12 protein-coding genes and 1 pseudogene are annotated in these 14,949 nt (G+C 66.0%); 10 read left to right on the forward strand and 3 right to left on the reverse strand.

Features of this window, described 5'->3' with window-relative positions; translation table 11 throughout:
* Positions 1–232 precede the first annotated feature (232 nt).
* From asnB to ACW5E8_RS06720, 3 genes are all read left to right on the forward strand, one after another.
* Positions 233–2,137, forward strand: coding sequence for an asparagine synthase (glutamine-hydrolyzing) (gene asnB / locus ACW5E8_RS06710; RefSeq protein WP_456964691.1), 1,905 nt, complete (start codon positions 233–235; stop codon positions 2,135–2,137).
* Between the two features lie 123 nt (positions 2,138–2,260).
* Positions 2,261–4,012 (forward strand): DUF1800 domain-containing protein, encoded by a 1,752-nt coding sequence (locus tag ACW5E8_RS06715; protein WP_456964692.1) that lies wholly within the window; start codon positions 2,261–2,263, stop codon positions 4,010–4,012.
* 9 nt (positions 4,013–4,021) lie between these two features.
* Entirely contained in the window at positions 4,022–5,398 is a 1,377-nt protein-coding gene (locus tag ACW5E8_RS06720; RefSeq protein ID WP_456964693.1) for a DUF1501 domain-containing protein, read from the forward strand.
* Positions 5,399–5,515: 117 nt separating this feature from the next.
* Here ACW5E8_RS06720 and ACW5E8_RS06725 read toward each other — a convergent pair whose 3' ends face one another.
* Entirely contained in the window at positions 5,516–5,680 is a 165-nt protein-coding gene (locus ACW5E8_RS06725; RefSeq protein ID WP_456965289.1) for a hypothetical protein, read from the reverse strand.
* A gap of 16 nt (positions 5,681–5,696) precedes the next feature.
* On the opposite strand from ACW5E8_RS06725, the pseudogene ACW5E8_RS06730 reads away from it, so the two are divergent.
* From ACW5E8_RS06730 to ACW5E8_RS06750, 5 genes and pseudogenes are all read left to right on the forward strand, one after another.
* Positions 5,697–5,837, forward strand: a pseudogene (locus ACW5E8_RS06730) (hypothetical protein); the annotation flags it as partial.
* 9 nt (positions 5,838–5,846) lie between these two features.
* Positions 5,847–6,005: a hypothetical protein gene (locus ACW5E8_RS06735; RefSeq protein ID WP_456965290.1), complete on the forward strand. Its 159-nt coding sequence runs from the start codon at positions 5,847–5,849 to the stop codon at positions 6,003–6,005.
* Between the two features lie 277 nt (positions 6,006–6,282).
* Positions 6,283–7,611 (forward strand): MipA/OmpV family protein, encoded by a 1,329-nt coding sequence (locus ACW5E8_RS06740; RefSeq protein WP_456964694.1) that lies wholly within the window; start codon positions 6,283–6,285, stop codon positions 7,609–7,611.
* 114 nt (positions 7,612–7,725) lie between these two features.
* Positions 7,726–9,249: a phospholipase D-like domain-containing protein gene (locus ACW5E8_RS06745; RefSeq protein ID WP_456964695.1), complete on the forward strand. Its 1,524-nt coding sequence runs from the start codon at positions 7,726–7,728 to the stop codon at positions 9,247–9,249.
* A 105-nt stretch (positions 9,250–9,354) separates the two neighbouring features.
* Positions 9,355–10,446, forward strand: a complete 1,092-nt coding sequence (locus ACW5E8_RS06750; RefSeq protein WP_456964696.1) for a lipoprotein N-acyltransferase Lnb domain-containing protein — start codon at positions 9,355–9,357, stop codon at positions 10,444–10,446.
* Positions 10,447–10,588: 142 nt separating this feature from the next.
* Here the strand turns inward: ACW5E8_RS06750 and ACW5E8_RS06755 are convergent, their stop codons facing one another.
* On the reverse strand, positions 10,589–11,143 hold the full coding sequence (locus ACW5E8_RS06755) for a DUF4136 domain-containing protein (RefSeq protein ID WP_456964697.1): 555 nt from the start codon (positions 11,141–11,143) through the stop codon (positions 10,589–10,591).
* Positions 11,144–11,553: 410 nt separating this feature from the next.
* On the opposite strand from ACW5E8_RS06755, the gene ACW5E8_RS06760 reads away from it, so the two are divergent.
* Together ACW5E8_RS06760 and ACW5E8_RS06765 are read left to right on the forward strand one after the other, a co-directional pair.
* The gene (locus tag ACW5E8_RS06760; RefSeq protein WP_456964698.1) at positions 11,554–12,990 is read left to right on the forward strand and encodes an amidohydrolase family protein; all 1,437 of its coding nucleotides are present in this window, start codon (positions 11,554–11,556) and stop codon (positions 12,988–12,990) included.
* A gap of 78 nt (positions 12,991–13,068) precedes the next feature.
* Positions 13,069–13,824 carry a DUF4410 domain-containing protein gene (locus ACW5E8_RS06765; protein ID WP_456964699.1) on the forward strand — a complete coding sequence of 252 codons (756 nt, stop codon included), beginning with the start codon at positions 13,069–13,071 and terminating at the stop codon, positions 13,822–13,824.
* A gap of 4 nt (positions 13,825–13,828) precedes the next feature.
* Here the strand turns inward: ACW5E8_RS06765 and ACW5E8_RS06770 are convergent, their stop codons facing one another.
* Positions 13,829–14,944 carry a phospholipase A gene (locus ACW5E8_RS06770; RefSeq protein ID WP_456964700.1) on the reverse strand — a complete coding sequence of 372 codons (1,116 nt, stop codon included), beginning with the start codon at positions 14,942–14,944 and terminating at the stop codon, positions 13,829–13,831.
* Between the last annotated feature and the right edge of the window lie 5 nt (positions 14,945–14,949).

Here is a 14,949-nt window from a genome sequence, read left to right on the forward strand (position 1 = left end):
TCTAGTTGTCGACTGCGGGAACCTGCAGCGCGCTGCCGTCGCAGGACACCATGGCCGCGCCGCCGCATGTTCGCGATCATCGGCATCTTCCACGCCTTCGGGTTGGGCTGACGGGCCCGGGCGGCGCTCCGCGTTGACCGGCTTGTCCGCCGGATCACGTTGGTTCCAGTGCGATTGATGCGTCGGACAAGGGCGTCGATCCGTCCCGCCCCTGTCACGCCAAGGATCGCCCGTGTGTGGAATCGCCGGTATCGTGCGCCTGGACGGCGCGAGCGTCAGTGCGGACAGCATCGGCGTCCTCACCGACCTGATCGCGCACCGTGGTCCTGACGATGCCGGCGTCCATGTCGACGGCCACGTCGGCCTCGGGCATCGCCGCCTCAGCATCGTCGACTTGTCGCCGGCCGGCCACCAGCCGATGCCCAACGGCGACGGCTCGCTGTGGATCGTGTTCAACGGCGAGATCTACAACCACGAGGCACTGCGCGACGAACTGATCGGCCACGGCCACGCGTTCCGCTCCACCACCGACACCGAAGTGATCCTGGCCGCCTACCGGCAGTGGGGCGAAGCCTGCGTGCAGCGCTTCGAGGGCATGTGGGCCTTCGCGATCTGGGAGCCGGCGCGTCAGCGGTTGTTCTGCTCGCGCGACCGGCTCGGCATCAAGCCGTTCTATTACACGCTGACGACGGCCGGCTTCGCATTCGGATCCGAGATCAAGGCAGTACTCGCAAGCGGACTGGTTGCAGTGCGGCCGAACCACGAGGCACTGCGACTGCAGCTGGTCTACCGGGTCCGCGCAAGCAGCGAAACCACCTGCTTCGACGGCGTCCTCCAGCTGCCACCGGCGCACAACGCGGTGCTGGTCGATGGTCGCTTCGTGCGTTCGCGCTACTGGAACGCCGAAGACGCGCTGGCCGCACGCGACGATCGGCCCCGGGACCACGCCGCACGCTTCCGCGAACAGATCACCCAGGCCGTGCGCTCGCACCTCCGCAGTGACGTGTCGGTCGGCGCCTGCCTCAGCGGCGGGCTCGACTCCGGCACCCTCGCGGCGCTCGCCGCGCGCGAAACGGCGAATCCACTGCGTACGTTCTCCGTGACCTACCCCGGCACGGTCCACGACGAATCGCGCTACATCCATGCGCTGCGTGGCCAGGTCGGAAACCTCGACGGCACCGATACCTCGCCGGACGGGCGCGACCTGGTCGACGTGCTCGAACGTTCCACCTGGCACTACGAAGAGCCGGTCTGGGGCGGCAGCGTGTACTCGTGGTGGCAAGTCATGAAGTCGGTGCACGCCGGCGGCATCAAGGTCGTGCTCAACGGCCAGGGCGCCGACGAACTGCTGGCCGGTTACCCGCGCTACTACCCGACCTACCTGCGCGAGCTGCTGCTCGCCGGGCGCGTGCCCGGCCTGCGCCGCAACTTCGAAGGTTTCCGCGCGCAGCAGGGCGATCTTTCGCGGCAGGCCCTGTGGCGGGAGCTGGCCACGCCGTTCTGGCCCGACTGGCTGCGCCGCGCGGCGCGCGTCGCAGGCCGCGGCGCCGCGTTCGACGACGGCTTCCTCAGCCCCGAACTGCGCGCCCAGTCATCCCCATCGGCCGAGGCGCTGGCACGGCGCGCGTTCTCGAACCTCGACACCCATCTGCTGAGCGACCTCACCACCACCCGCCTGCCGGAACTGCTGCAGGCCGAGGACCGCTTCAGCATGGCGTTCTCGATCGAGAGCCGGGTGCCGTTCCTGGACCGCGCCTTCGTCGAGTACGGCATCGCCCTGCCCGCCGCACAGAAGATCGACAACGGGGTCACCAAGGTGGTCCTGCGCAATGCGATGCGCGGCACGGTGCCCGACGAGATCCTCGACCGCCGCGACAAGCAGGGGTATCCCACGCCCGCGAACGAATGGCTGCGCACGTTCGGCGTCGAATACGCCGGCGACATCATCGGCTCGCGCCGGTTCCGCGAACGCGGCGTGTTCGAAGCCGACGTCGCCTCCGCCGCGTTCGACCGCTGGCGCAGCGGGAAGGGGTCGCTGGCGGGCCTGTGGACGTGGCTGTCGACCGAGCACTGGTTCCGGCAGTACCACGACACCCCCGTCGATGCCTGGCACCGGCACGCCGCCTTCCGGCGCTGAGGCCGCTGCAGGACGGCTCGGCGGCCCTCCCGCCTGCTGCCCGATACCTGCTCCCGATCACACCCGGAGCGCCTGATTTGGGCGATAGTCTGGGCGGAGCGACGATCGCGTCGGGGGAATCCTATGGCACGCATCACGGCGGCGCCCAGCCGCGAGACCATCGACCGTGCGCTGCTGCAGCGCCATGGGCACGACATCCGGCGCCTGGCGATGCGGCCGCCGCCGGACCTGCCGCCGCCCGGCAACCGGCCCGATGACGGCGGCCAGGGCCGCGGCCAGGATCCCGTGCTCCATCTTCCGCCGGCGCCGGCCTGGGTGCGCGCCTGGACCCGGCTCGGCTACGGCATCTTCCCCGGTGCCAGGCAGGCCTTCGACGCACTGGGCGGCAACGACATCGCGCGCTACGAAGCGCTGATCGACCAGCAACTCGCATGGGAGGCGATTGACGACTCCGCAATCGAGGCCAGGGTGGCATCGGCCGGTTATTCCACGCTGGGGAAATCGCTGGCCCAGCTGTGGACGGACCATGTCGCCAGCGGTCCGCCGTGGGAAGTTCGCATGCTCCCAGCCTGGGAATCGCAGCGGGCATGGATGGTGCGCGCCGCGTTCTCGAAGCGCCAGCTGCAGGAGCGCGTGACCACGTTCTGGCACGACCATTTCCACGTCACCGGCAGCGACTACACCGGCGGCCCGGTGTTCGTGGCCTACAGCCGCGACGCGATCCGCGCGAATGCGCTGGGCAACTTCCGCACCATGCTCGAGGGCGTCGCGACCAGCACGGCGATGCTGTACTACCTCGACAACCTGTCGAACATGCGTTCGGGTCCGAACGAGAACTTCGCCCGCGAACTGCTGGAACTGCACACCTTCGGCACCGAGAACTACCTGGGCTTCATGAATCCCGCCCAGGTGCCGCCCTGCCCCGAGGATCCGGCCTACCCGATCGGCTACACCGACATCGACGTGTACGAGGCGGCGGCCGCGTTCACCGGCTGGTCGGTGCGCAACGGGCACTGGCAGTTCCCCGCGGAGAACGACGGCAGCTTCGTGTACCGCGCGGCCTGGCACGACACCGGGCCGAAGTACGTGCTGGGGATGTTCCTGCCGCCCGAGCAGCCGGCAATGAAGGACGGGCGCGACGTGCTCGACCGCATCGCCAGCCACCCGCGCGTGGCGCGCTTCATCTGCCGCAAGCTGGTGCGCCACTTCGCCGGCGACGCGGCACCGGCGGCGCTGGTCGCGAGCGCCGCGGCGCTGTTCCGCGCGCACTGGCAGGACCAGGACCAGATCCGGATCGTGCTGCGCCACATCCTGCGCTCACCCGAGGTGCGCGACGGCCGCCAGAACAAGCGGCGCCGGCCCTCCGAGATCATCGCCGCCACGCTGCGGGCGTCGGCCAGCCCGTTCACGCCGCGTCCCGCGCACGCGCGCAGCGACGACTTCATGTGGCGCCTCGGTGGCACCGGACACCTGCCCTTCGACTGGCCGGCACCCAACGGCTACCCCGACCGCGCCGAAGCCTGGTCGGGTGCCAACAGCTTCGGCATGACCTGGCGGATGCTCGGCTGGCTGACGGAGACCAGCGATGACGGCACGCGCCTGATGCCGATCGTCGAGGACAGCCGCGCGAACGTCCCCAGCTGGACCGCGGCCAACCTCGTCGACTACTGGTGCCTGCGCCTGCTGGGAGGACCTCCAGCGCCCGCACGGCTGCAGATGCTGCGCGCCTTCATGGGCCAGGGCGCCGCCGCGGGCCATGTCATCGCCGACGACAACGCCTGGCGCGGCAGCGACCTCAAGGGTCACTACAACCACGACCGCCTGCGCAGCATGGTTTCGCTGCTGCTGATGTCGCCTGAATTCGCCATCCGCTGAGGGACCACCATGGCCGACCACACGCTCTCGCGGCGGAACTTCCTCAAGGGCTGCTGCGCCACCGCTGCCATCGCCGGCGTCGCGCCCGCGATGTTCTACGCGCCGCCGGCCATCGCCGGCACGCCGCACGACACCCTGGTGCACGTCTTCCTCCGTGGCGGCATCGACGGCCTGAACCTGGTAGTGCCGATCGACGGCAATGACCGCGGCCATTACGAGGAGGCCCGTCCGACGCTGTCCATCCGCGCCACCGGTGCGTATGCGGCGCTGCCGCTGACCCTGCAGGGCGGCGGCGGCACCGGCTTCGGGCTGCACCCTTCGGCCGCGGGCCTGCATGCGCTGTGGCAGGAGTCCCGCCTGGCGGTCGTGCATGCCTGCGGCATGGCCACCACCATCACCCGCAGCCACTTCGACGCCCAGCTCTATTGCGACCTCGGCACGCCGGGACGCCAGGGTTCGGGTACCGGCTGGCTCGCCCGCGCCTGGAGCAGTGATCCGGCGGGCGGCGCCGCAATCCCGCTGCTCGGCGTCGGCGGCGGACAGCCTGCAAGCCTGCTTGGCGCCACCGATGCCCTGTCGATGGCCAGCCCCACCGAGTTCGCGCTCAATGCCGGCCCCTGGCAGTGGCGCGAATCGGGCGGCGGCCGCCCGGCGGGCGTGCTTGGCGTGAACGACGTGCTCGGCAACTTCGTCGCAGGGCGTGCCCGGGTGGAGCAGCAGTCGCGCGCCGGCGATGCCGCGCTGCGGCGCATCCGCACGCTGCCCTTCAGCGGCACGCTGCCCGAAGGCTGGCCCACCACCACCTTCGCGCGCCAGCTGTGGACCGTGGCGCAGGCGATCCGCTTCGGCACGGGCCTCCGCTACGCGACGCTCGACCTCGGCGGCTGGGACACGCACGAAGGCCAGGGCACCGCCGGCAGCGGCTACAACTACTACCAGAACAAGATCGCCGAGCTCTCCGAGGCGCTTACCGCGTTCTACGTCGAGATGGCGGCCGGCGGGGAGTCGTCACGGGTCACCATGGTGGTGCAGTCGGAGTTCGGGCGCCGCGTGCGCCAGAACGGCAGCGGCGGCACCGACCACGGCTATGGCAATCCGCTGCTGGTGCTGGGAGATACCGTCAACGGCCGCCGTTTCTACGGCGACTGGCCGGGCCTGGATCCCGAGGTGCTCTCGCCCTACTTCGGCGACATCCCGGTCACTACGGACTACCGGCAGGTGTTCTCGGAGTTGCTGATCCGGCGCATGGGCAACAACCGCCTGGGGCAGGTGTTCCCGCAGTACGCGGGGTATGCGCCGCTTGGGCTCGTGCAGGGGCCGGACATGACGCCCATCTACGGCATACCCCCGAGTCCCCGCACCCGGCTACGCGTCCCCGGGGGCTGAGCGCTGACGCACAAACGCCCTTCAGGTTTGTGTAAACGGCGTGAAGTGACTCGTCAAGGAACTGTGCAAGTATCGAAGGCGCGGAACTCCCCCGGTCTCAAGTCAGGCGGGGCTCGCTCATTCATTTGAGGGCAGCGTGATGAAAAGTTCTCGTAACTTTACTTTACCTGTTGTGTTTTCCTTCGCGGTCCTGCTTTCTGCATGTGCCTCCGCGCCCCCCAGCAGCAGCACCTTTTCTTCGAGCCAGGCCGGCGTCGAACACACCGTGCGATGGGGCGTCATAGACGCCATTCGCCCGGTGACCATCCAGAGTGACGGCTCCTGGGTTGCCGCTGCGACTGGTGCGGCCTTGGGTGGTATCGCAGGCAGCGCCATAGGCGGCGGCAGGCGTGTCCCTGTGGCCGGTGCGGTGGCTGGCGCGGTTGCCGGCGCCGCCGCCGGCAGATCCATGGCAGGAAGAACCAGCGAGGGCGTCGAGTTCACCGTGCGCCTGGAAGAAACCGGTGAGTCGGTCGCCGTGGCACAGGCGGGTTCGGTGCATAACTACCGCGTTGGCGATCGCGTCCGCGTTACTACGGACGGTACGACTGCACGCGTCAGTCGCTGAAGATGCAAAATGCCAACATTCGTCCCCCTTGACAGGTGGGCGGAAGCGGTTTGATCGCGGTAGGCGGATGCTTCTCTTCCGGGCCGGCATTGATGCAGAGGGAGTGCGTCGGGTGTGGGATCTATCGGCTGTGGTGATCATGTCGTGTCCGGACTCGTCTCTGCGCTCTCGACTCCAGAGGTCACGCAGCGAGCTGCAGAATCCCGGCAAACCAACGCCCCGCCGTGTCGGGCGTGCGTTGCTGGCGCTGGCCGTGGGCTTGCTGGCGGCTGGGGGCGTGCAGGCGCAGACCAGCACCGATCACATCGCGGACCTGCTCGACACCCCCGGCAGCGCCGGTTTGGGCTTCATTTCACGCATCGAACAATCGCCCTACATCGACGGCGGCAACCGCGTCGACCTGCTGCCGCTGTACCTCTACGAAGGCGAACGTTTTTTCCTCAACGCCGACCGCGTCGGCGTGAAGATCTTCAACGATGACGTGCATCGTTTCGATGCCTTCCTCGGACGCCGACTGGAAGGTTTTCCGGAAGACGAGATAACACCCAGCCTGGAAGGCATGGAGGTACGCAACACCAGCATCGACCTGGGCGTGACCTACCGCCACACCCAGTCCTGGGGTACGTTGCGCGCCTCGTTGATGCATGACGTTGGTGGCATTTCCGATGGCAGCGAACTGAGCCTGGGCTACTCGTATGACTGGCGCGGCGAACGCTGGCTGCTGCGTCCCGACCTCAGGGTGTCGCTGCGCGATTCCAACCTCAACAACTACTACTACGGCGTGGCGCCGCACGAAGCCACGCCCGATCGTCCGGCCTATGCGCCGGGCAGTGGCGTCAACGTGTCGCTGGGCCTGTACGGCAGCTACAGCATCCTCAAGAACTGGCGCCTGCTCGGTGGCGTTTCAGTGACAGCGCTGGATGGCAAGATACGCAACAGCCCCATCATCCGCGACGACCTGCAACCGGCGCTGTTCGCCGGCGCGGTCTACGATTTCGGCACCGCAATCACCCGCTGGGACGACGACGAGAAACCGCTACTGGTGAAGGTGTTCTACGGCCGCGCCTCGGCCGAGGGCTGCCACATGGCCAGGATCATGACCCTGTCCTGCACCTCGCTGGACCACGAGAATCCAACCAGCGTGACCGGCGTGCATGTCGGCCGGCCCTTCCTGGAACGGGTCAATGGCTGGCCACTCGACTTCAACGGCTATGTCGGCCTGCTGTACCGCAACGAGAACGGCTTGCAGGCCGATGGCTTGCAAGTGGACGCCTACATGAAGGCCTTCTACTACGGATTCCCGTGGAGCCGCTCCGTCAATACACGCTTCGGCTTCGGCTTCGGCATTTCCTACGCCAACCATGTGCCATCGACCGAAGTGATCAGCCAGGAGCAGCGCGGGCGCCCCACCTCCAAGCTGCTGAACTACCTGGACCCGACCATCGACGTCAACGTCGGCGACATATTCCGCTCGGAGCGCTGGAAGAACACCTACTTCGGCCTGGGCATTTCGCACCGGTCCGGCATATTCGCCTCCTCGCGCCTGCTGGGCAGCGTCGATGGCGGTTCGAACTATATCTATACCTACCTGGAGTCGAGTTTCTGACAGCCCAAGTCGCGCTCACTGGACGGACTGCAGCGGCTTGTCTTCAGTGTCGTTCATGGCTGTTCCTTTCACTTGGGTGACGGAACACCGCTGTCGGGGTCGAAGGGGATCGCCGTGCATCGTTCCATCGCGTTCGCGCTGTGTCTGCTGCTCGCCGCGTGCGCGCAGCTGCCGCAGCGCGCGGATCTTCCGGAGGAGCTGGCGCCTGCGCCGGCAAGCAGCGGTGCGATCGCCGAGCGGGTCGCTCCGATGGAGGCACGGCATCCCGGCCAGTCCGGCTTTCGCCTGGTTGCCGCCGGTTCCGAGGCCTATGCCCTGCGCGCATACAGCGCAGAGGCTGCGACCACGAGCCTCGATATCCAGTCCTACATCTGGAAAGACGACCTGACCGGCAAGCTGCTGGCCCGGCATGCGCTGCTGGCGGCCGATCGCGGTGTCCGCGTCAGGATTCTTGCAGACGACTTCCCGGCACGCGTGCACAACGCTGGATTCGCCGCCCTTGATGCGCACCCCAACCTCGAGGTCCGGATCTACAACCCGCTGGTCAGCCGCAGCGGACTGTTGCGCATGGGGGGAGAGTTCGCCACCGACTTCCGTCGCCTCAACCATCGCATGCACAACAAGAGCTGGATCGCCGACAACCGCATCGCACTGGTCGGCGGCCGCAACCTCGGCGACGAATACTTCGACGCGCACACGGGGGTGAACTTCATCGACCTCGACATGCTGATGACGGGGCCGGTGGTGCAGGAAGTGAGCGCGACCTTCGACGCGTTCTGGAACTCGCCCTCCAGTTTTCCGATCGCGCAGCTTTCGCCGCGGGCCGTTTCTCCGGAGGCATTGCAGCGCATGCGCGGCGTGCTCGATGACAGCCTGGTCGAACTCGGGGCCAGCGAATTCGAGCACGTGCTGCGCGAGGACCCACAGGTACATGCGCTGCTTGCGGGCGAGACCTACCTGCGATGGCATTCCGAATGGCGCTTCGTCAGCGACGATCCGCAGAAGAAGCGGCTGGACATGGCTGATCGGTCCGAGGTGCTGCGCGTGCTGTTGCCCGTCGTGCACCAGGCACGGCGGAACCTGCGCATCCTCACGCCGTATTTCGTACCCGCCGCAAGCGGCACCGCCGAACTGGTCGCCGCCGCCCAACGCGGACCGGAAGTGCAGGTGCTCACCAACTCGCTCGCCGCCACGGACGTTGCCATTGTGCACGGTGGCTACATGCGATCACGGCGCCCGCTGCTGCGCGGCGGGGTGCAACTGTGGGAACTCAGGCCGGTCGGTACGACCGACCCCGAACATGGCCTGATGGGCGTATCGGGCGCCAGCCTGCATACCAAGGCGATGATCGTCGACGACGAGCAGATCTTCGTCGGTTCGTACAACCTCGATCCGCGCTCGAAGTCGCTGAACACCGAACAGGGCGTGCTGGTAGCCGACCCGGTGATGGCGGCGGAACTGACGCGCATGTTCGATGCGAAGCTGCAGGGCGAACGCGCCTGGAAGGTCACGCTGCACGGCAACCGCCTGCGCTGGAGCGACGGGAAACAGGTCTGGACGCGCGATCCGCAAGCGGGCGTGCAGCGACGAATCCTGGCCTGGCTAGCCAGGGTGCTGCCGATCGAATCGCAACTTTGAGACCGCCGGATCACGCGCCGCCTTGCGTCCGGTCAGGCATGATGGAACCCTGCGCATGGCGTGGCATCGCCGCAATGATCCTGAGCATCGAAAGGCCTATCCACCATGACGCTTGCGAAATCACGTCCGGGTAAGTCGTTGGCTCCCTGGCTGTCCAGGCTACTCACCTGGCTGGTCACCGGCATCAGCTTCATCGCTCGCGTTGGAGTCCTCGCCTGGGGCTCGATGGCGATCTACTGGTCGAACCTGCCTTGGGACTGGTTGAGGCTGGTGTCGGCACTGGCGTTTGCGGCGTTCGGTATCTGGGCATTGTGGCTCGCGCGCAAGCCACGCGCGCGCCTCGCTTTCGTCGGGTTGTTCGCGGTTGTGCTGGTCTGGTGGTTGCTTATCCCCCCTTCCAATGACCGACCCTGGCTCACGGAAGTGGCGGTCGTGCCGCGTGCCGTCGTTGACGGCGACCGGGTCCGCATTTCCGGTGTCCGCAACTTCGACTTCCGCAGCCGGGATGATTTCACCGTGCGGTACGAAGAACGCGAAGTATCACTTTCGCACCTGACAGGCGTGGACCTCTTCATTTCCTATTGGGCGAAGGGGCCGGTCGGACACACCTTCGTGAGCTTCATCTTCGACAACGCACCACCAGTGACGATCTCGATCGAAACCCGGCCGGAGCAAGGCGAAAGCTTTGCGCCAATCGCTTCCATGTTCAAGCAGTTCGAACTGATCTACTTGGTCGGCGACGAACATGACCTGGTCGGCGTGCGCACCACCCACCGCGACGAGGACGTTTTCCTGTATCGCCTGCAGACCTCGCCCGAGCGCGCGCGCCAGCTGTTCCTGGTCTACATCGACCGGATCAATGCGCTCGCCGACAAACCGGAGTGGTACCACCTGCTCAGCAACAGCTGCACGATCAACATCGTGCGCTACGCGAACAAGGTGGGCCGGGAAGGTGGTTTCGACATCCGCCACCTGTTGAACGGGCTGATCGATGGCTATCTATACGAGGCCGGATTCCTCGACACAAGCTTGCCCTTCGAGGAACTGCGCCGGCGTTCGCACATCAATGCCGCTTCGCAGGCTGCGGATGGTGCGGAAGATTTTTCCCAGCGCATTCGCGAATCGCTGCCCGGGTTCGAGGCGCAAGCGATCACGTCGCAGAATCCTGTCCACCCGGCCCGTCAAGGCACGCGCTGAATCGCCGCTCGCGTACCGCGCGTAATGGAGCTTTCGCCATGGCGCCCCGTTCCCGGGGCGCCAGCTATCGAAGCAATCCCGGCCGGGTCAGGCGCGGCCGCGGAATCAAGATTTCAACGAGCGATGCACGTCGTTGTCCCACTCAAGAGCCAGGCGGGAAGTCCGCGAACATCCTGTCGATGCCTGCCTGCACGGAGGTATTCACCCTGTCGGGCGAGCTGGGCACCGTCTGCTCTGCAGTCCCACGCCAGATCGCCTGCTTGGTCCCGGAATCGAACAGGTCCACGATCAGCGTACCCACCGTGTAGTTCCGTACCGTCGTCGTGGTCGCGTGAGGCCGATGCATGGCGCCATGGTGGCCCCTCCAGCCCTGGTGACCCCTCCAGCCCCACTGATTAAAACTGCTGCCGCTGTAGAACGTGTCTATCCTCATCCGATCGGCGGTTGCCACATGCGCCGCCACCGCGATATCGCCGTTCTCGACCTGCGTCCAGCCTTGGGCGGCCAACTGCGCGTCGATGCCTTCGACAATGCGCTGCTCCACCAGCGGCGAAACGCCTTGAGGCTTCATCAACCAGGTATAGGTACGAAAGCCTGCGAACTGTGCCGCTGGATCGAAGTCGGTGTTGACCCTGGGCGTGGTGGCGCACGATGCCAGGGTCACGGCCAGGAACATTGCCAATGCGATACGTTTCATCAGAGCTTTCTCCTGTTGATGCTAGCGCTTGAGAAACAGCAACTTCGCTGCGTTAAACAAAGCAAGGCGAATCAGGGGCAGGCCAAATATACTCCGCGGCGGCAGTGGCAGGTGAAGGTGATCACGCAGGAAAACGATGATTGCCGCGGCGAGCGGACAGACCTGCGGGAAGCATGCGGTTGACCCGGCGTTGCCGTGGCAGCCAATTCGCGATGTCTGCAGTAAAGCAGAGTTTCAAACCGAAGTTTGATCTGCCGCCGTTTCTGCAATGCGCAAAAGTGCAGTGATAACGCCGCCGTCATTGTCGGGTTCACTCACACATTCACACACTTTTAACTTCGGCAGCTTCATGGTCAACGCTGGGGCGGGGTCAAGCGGCGCTAGTTCTTTCAAGTCGAGGGGGAAAGACCATGCGAAAGGTCCTGTCCAGTCTTGCGGTCCCGGCGTTGCTCGGACTCGTGTTCTGCACCGCCTGCAACCGCTCTGATGGCCCGGGCGACGTAGCGGCCAGCGCAACCTCACCACCCTCCTCGGCCGAAGCCACTGCTCCGGCGACCGCCGCCGCCGTTGAACCAGCCGTGCCCGTCACCCTGTTCCAGAACGTTCGGGTGTTCGATGGCAAGAGCAGCACGTTGTCCGAGGCGCGCAACGTACTGGTGCGCGGCAACGTGATCGAAAGGATCTCGGCGGAGGCGATCTCCGTCCCGTCCGATGAAGGCGTCACCGTCATCGATGGCAACGGCCGGACGCTGATGCCCGGCATGATCGACAACCACTGGCACGTCATGTTGGCAAGTGTGCCGATGCAGGAACTGATGACGTTCGACGTGGACAACATGACCCGGCTGGCCAACGTGGAGGCCAAAGCCACGCTGATGCGCGGTTTCACCACCGTGCGCGACCTTGGTGGGCCGTCGTTCGCGCTCAAGCGGACCATCGACGCCGGGGAGGTGGTCGGCCCGCGCGTCTATCCCTCCGGCGCCATGATCACCATCACCGGTGGCCACGGCGATTTCCGCGCGCTCAGCGAGTTGCCACGGCAACTCGGCGGACCTTTGTCACCCATGGAACTCACGGGCGGCAGCATGGTGGCCGATTCGCCCGACGAAGTGCGGGTCCGCGCGCGCGAACAGCTGACGCTCGGCGCCTCGCAGGTCAAGCTGACGGCCGGCGGTGGCGTGGCATCGCCGCACAGCCCGCTGGACGTGACCACGTTCAATGAGGACGAGTTGAGGGCCGCGGTACAGGCCGCCGAGAACTGGGGCACTTACGTCGTAACGCACGCTTACACTCCGGCCGCGATGCAGCGCTCGATCGCGGCAGGCGTCAAGGTCATCGAACATGGTCATCTGATGGATGAGGAGACCGCCAGGATGATGGCCGAGAAGGGAATCTGGCTGAGCTTCCAGCCCTTCACCGACCTCAGCCCCGGCGAGCAGATGGCGCCCGCCAATCGCGCCCGGCTGGAACAGGTGGTCTCAGGGACCGAGCGGACCGTGGAACTGGCGAAACAGTACGGATTCAAGATGGCCATCGGAACCGACATCCTGTTCTCGGCGGACGATGCAGCCGGGCAGACAGCGGTCCTGACCAGGATGGGCAAGTGGTACAGCGCACCGGAAGTGATGACCATGCTCACCGCCACCAATGCCGAACTGCTGAAATTGTCGGGTCCGCGCGACCCCTATCCCGGCAAGCTGGGCGTGGTGGAAGAAGGCGCACTGGCGGATCTGTTGCTGGTCGAAGGGAACCCGCTGGAAAACCTCGAGCTGATCGAAGACTCCGAAGGAAACTTCGTGGTCATCATGAAGGATGGCCGGATCTACAAGAATGCACTGCGCAACTGAGACCTTGTCCACGAGTGACTCGATTGCGCGGTCCCCGCTTCTCGTCAGCGTGTGTGGCCTTCACGAAGAGGACCTGACATGACACCGGAAGCCAAGTCCGCTGTTGCAACGGTTGTGAAGGAAGTGGCGTCTGCAAGGCACATCGGATCGTCAACGCATCGACGTGTCATCGTGGGGCTCGTCCTGGCGGTGACGGCCGTGATCTGTGTCGGGTGCGCCGGGGCTCGCGTCCAGAACGTGCAGAGGGATCACGCACTCATCCTGCCGCGGCCAGCGCGGGTCGTCGTATACGATTTCACCACCGGGCCGACCGACGTCCAGCTGCTCACGTCCCCCCGTCAGGAAGGCGAGCCCGCGCTGTCGTTGTCGCAGGAACAGCCCGACCTGCTTGCCGAGGCGGTGGCGGACAGCCTCGCGACCAGAACGGTCGAAGCCATCCAGTCGCTCGGTCTCCCCGCCGAGCGCGTCGCCGGGGCCGGCCTGCCCGAGGTGAACGACCTGGTGATCGAGGGCGACTTCGTGCGCGTCGACGCAGGATCGCGGGCGCTGCGGTTCGTGGTCGGGTTTGGCCTGGGTGCAAGCGAAGTGCGGACGCAGGTCCGGGTCTTCCAGGTCACCGAGGAGGGCTGGAAGCCGGTCAAGCAGTTCGAGACGGTGGCCACGGGCTCCAGGCTTCCGGGCGCGGTGGTCGCTCCGGCGCTCGGGGGTTCGGCGGTGCTCTCCTCCGCCGTTGGCGCTGGGGAGCTCCGCACTACCGTCAACGCGGATACCCGGCGGACAGCCGAGCAGATCATGGGCAAGGTATCGGAGCTGAAGGCTGCCCAGGGCTGGTAGAGCGCTACAGGCCGTCGTTCAATGCGATGCCGACGCCGATCGTAGTCTGGTTCCAGTTGTAGTCGATGAGGCTCTCGCCGTAGCCGGAAAAGATTTGCGCGTAGCCACGGAACGCGCCGAACAGCGGGCGTGACGTCCATCCGAACTGGACCGCACCCTTCCCAGTGCCGGGGTTGCCGCGGAGGCTGGCCGCGAAGCTCTGGCCGCGCCATCGGTACAGGACACTGAACTCACCATTGCCGTAGTAATCGGTGATGTCCAAATTGTCGTCCTCGTCGTAGTCTTCTTCGAAGCGGGACCACACCGTCGCGGACAGGACCAGGTTCCCGCGCTCGACGGCGAACTCGGCATATGCCCGATCCCAGCTCCGCGACAGCGGCTCGGCCCTGCCGTTGGACTGGTGATTGAGTCCGACGTTGAGCAGCCCCCAGTGGAAGCCGCCCGGCAGTTCGACGCCCGGCCGGTAGCTCAAGAACAGTTCCGGCATGTAATTTGTTTCGCGAAACGGCCGCGAGACGACCTCGTTGTCGTTGAACACCTGCCATTGGCTTTGCTGGGTGTAACCGACCCAGACGCCCCAGCGCCGGTCATCGGTCGACCACAAGCGACCCTTGAAGCTGAGCTGGAACTTGGCCTCGACATGGTCCAGTTCCTGCTGCGGCACACCGGCGGCTTCGAACAAGGGCGTGAATGGCTGGTTGTTGACGCGACTGCTGTAGCGCACGGGCAGCAGGTAGTTGGCCCGATAGAGGCGGATGTCGATGTTCGGGGTGGAGGGATCGAAATCCCAGGCGGCATCGATCATCGACGTCGTTGCATCGGCGGTGCGTTCCGTGTCGATCGCCTGGGCCAGTACGTCGTCAGGCCAAGATTCCGCGGACTCCGCAGCGGCCGGAATTGCGGCTGCCGGCTGCGCTCGTCCAACGCCGCCAGCGGCGTCTGCGGCGTCTGCGGGACGGTCGCTGGAGGCGTCGTAACAGGCCAGGCGTTCGGCACTGGTCTGGATTGCGTGGCACTGCGCAAGCGAGGACGGGGGCGTCTGCGCACTCGCGTCATGCACAGTGGCCACGACCGTGCAGAAGAACAATCCGATGCAAGCCTGTTGCCGCTCAGTGTTCAAGTCTC

The organism is Luteimonas sp. A649 (genome assembly GCF_054072735.1).